This window comes from Streptomyces incanus, from assembly GCF_042656345.1.
Lineage (GTDB): Bacteria > Actinomycetota > Actinomycetes > Streptomycetales > Streptomycetaceae > Streptomyces > Streptomyces incanus.
The window spans coordinates 28,290-30,642 of sequence record NZ_JBHSPC010000075.1; the positions used below are offsets into that span (position 1 = coordinate 28,290).

At 73.2% G+C, this 2,353-nt stretch carries 3 protein-coding genes; all 3 read right to left on the bottom strand.

Annotation, left to right across the window (positions count from 1 at the left end; genetic code table 11):
* Positions 1–484: 484 nt before the first annotated feature.
* Positions 485–1,126 carry an aspartate/glutamate racemase family protein gene (locus ACFP2V_RS23080; RefSeq protein ID WP_381215657.1) on the bottom strand — a complete coding sequence of 214 codons (642 nt, stop codon included), beginning with the start codon at positions 1,124–1,126 and terminating at the stop codon, positions 485–487.
* Between the two features lie 16 nt (positions 1,127–1,142).
* Positions 1,143–1,490, bottom strand: coding sequence for a GNAT family N-acetyltransferase (locus ACFP2V_RS23085; RefSeq protein ID WP_381215660.1), 348 nt, complete (start codon positions 1,488–1,490; stop codon positions 1,143–1,145).
* 69 nt (positions 1,491–1,559) lie between these two features.
* Complete coding sequence (gene panD / locus ACFP2V_RS23090; protein WP_381215663.1) at positions 1,560–1,979, bottom strand: aspartate 1-decarboxylase; 420 nt, start codon at positions 1,977–1,979, stop codon at positions 1,560–1,562.
* Between the last annotated feature and the right edge of the window lie 374 nt (positions 1,980–2,353).

Here is a 2,353-nt window from a genome sequence, read left to right on the forward strand (position 1 = left end):
GTGCCCTGTGTTCCCAGGTCGCCCGACTCAGCCGCCGGATCAGGTGAGCGGCGGGCCGGGTTCCGGGTTCGGGACCGGTTCGGGGCCCGGGGGGATCGGCGAGGGGGACGGTCCGGGCGGCCCCGGCGTGGGCGGCGGACCGGGAACGGGCGGCCCAGGGGCGGGCGGGCCCGGTGTCGGGGGCGGGACCGGGTCGGGGTGGGGCGGGGGAGGCTGAGGATCCGGGCCCGGAGCGGGTCCCGGGGGTACGGGGTCCGGGGGTACGGGGTCCGGGGCGGGTCCCGGGGGAACCGGGTCCGGTGCGGGCCCGGGTGGGACGGGGTCCGGGTGTGGTTGCGTCATGGCGGTGTCCTCCGGCCAGTCGGTCGAGGTCTGCTCTGGGTCTGCTCTGGACTCCTCCCCCGCCTACCCGACGACCGCGTCCCCAGTCGTCCACGGTCACTCCCCCGCGTGACGACCACGCCTCCCGAAGGCCCAGGTGGCGCTACCGGCCACCCCGTGCCGCCGCCGCGCCCGCCGCGAGCCCCGCCCTCGGGCTGGACAGCACCGGGACGGCGGCGGTCGTGAGGCGTTCCGCCGGGGCCATCGACGCCTGGGCGAGCACGATCACGTCGGCGCCGGTGACGGCGTCGGCCGCGTCGGCGACCTGACGTACGTACGCCGCCGGGTCGCCCGCCTCGAAGCGGGCCCAGGCGCCCTCGACCAGCAGGGTGCGCACCTCCACGCGGCGGCCGGCGCGGCGCGCCTCCTCCTCGACCAGGGCCACCGTCGGGCCCAGGGTGCTCGCCAGAGCCGCGAGGACGACCACGCGCGGCCCGGCGGCCACGGCCGCGCCCGCCATCGGCCGGTCGACCCGCAGCACCGGCACACCGATCCCGCCGGCCGACGCCTCCGCGACCGAACCGATGGTCGAACACGTGCACAGCACGGCACGAGCACCCGCGGCTACGGCTTCCCGCAGCCGCGCCCGCACATCATGGGCCACGGCCTCGGGACCCGCCGCGCGGGCCCGGTCCAGCAGTTCCTCGTCGACGAGGTGGCGCAGCTCCAGCTCCGGATGGGCGCTGTCGCGCAGGGCGTCGAAGACAGGGGGGTGGACGGGCGAGGTGTGCAGGAGGGCGAGCACGGAGGCGTCCGGGGCGTCAGAAGTGCTCGGGGTGCGCCGCCAGCCACTCCTTCGCCGCCCGGACGAGGTCCGGGGAGGCGGCCGGGGCCTGGTCGGGGTGGCGTTCGGCCCACTTGACGACGTACGGGCAGAGCGGGGCGACCACGACGCCCTCGCGGGCGGCCATGGCGTACAGCTCTCGGGCCAGGGAGCCCGCGATGCCCTTGCCCTCGTGGGCGGGCTCGACGACGGTGTGCACCGGCACGATCGCGCGCTCGGGGGATTCGAGGACGAAGTACTCGATCCGGCCGACGACCTCGCCGTCGCCCGCCAGCGCTTCCAGACGGCCCGCCGCCCGGTCGTCGCGGATCTCGATGTCACTCATGGACACATCACGCTCCTGCCTCTGCCCGTCACCGTGCGGCTGCGGCCGCGTCCGCGCCGTCCGTGCCCCTCAGGCCGTGGCGGCCTGCGGGCTGCGCTGCTGGTCCGACCCCGGCACCGGCGCGGACGGGTCGGCCCCCAGGGCAACGATGCGGTTGTCGCGGTCCACGTGCACCACCCGGGGTTCCAGCGCCCGCGCCTCGGCGTCGGTCACCTGAGCGTAACTGATGATGATCACCAGGTCACCGGGGTGGACGAGATGCGCGGCGGCCCCGTTGATCCCGACGGCACCCGAGCCACGCTCCCCCTCGATGACGTACGTCTCCAGCCGGGCCCCGTTGGTGATGTCGACGATGTGCACGAGCTCACCAGGCAGCAGATCGGCGGCGTCGAGCAGATCGGCGTCGATCGTCACGGATCCCACGTAGTGCAGGTCGGCCTGGGTGACGGTGGCTCGATGGATCTTGGACTTGAACATGGCACGCAACATCGGGGCACTCCCACAAGTAGGCTCCCTGCCTGCGTTTTTGCAGGTCAAGGGCTGTTTTCACACCCTACAACGAGTCGCACGTTCGGGCAGCTTTCCCCAGGTTTTCCAAAACTCATGCTGACCACTTGCTGACTTTCCTGACGCATCATCAGGCGCATACAAGAGGGCTTCACCCGCTCTCCCGGACCCCACCGCGACGACGGCACAAGCCTAAGCAGCACCCTCCAAAGGGCGTCCGTGATCACCGTCACTCCGGCAGTCTGGGCGGCAATCAGAAACGAAGGCGGTCGACCGGGAGTCGAGCCGCGCACCGCCATGGATCAGCCGACCCAAGCCCCTCCTGCTCCGACCTAAGGACACGGCAGCTGTAGTTC

Bases quoted from the DNA above. Each gene is read 5' to 3' on its own strand.
- ACFP2V_RS23085 (WP_381215660.1), bottom strand. From the start codon at position 1,490: ATGAGTGACATCGAGATCCGCGACGACCGGGCGGCGGGCCGTCTGGAA.
- panD (WP_381215663.1), bottom strand. From the start codon at position 1,979: ATGTTGCGTGCCATGTTCAAGTCCAAGATCCATCGAGCCACCGTCACC.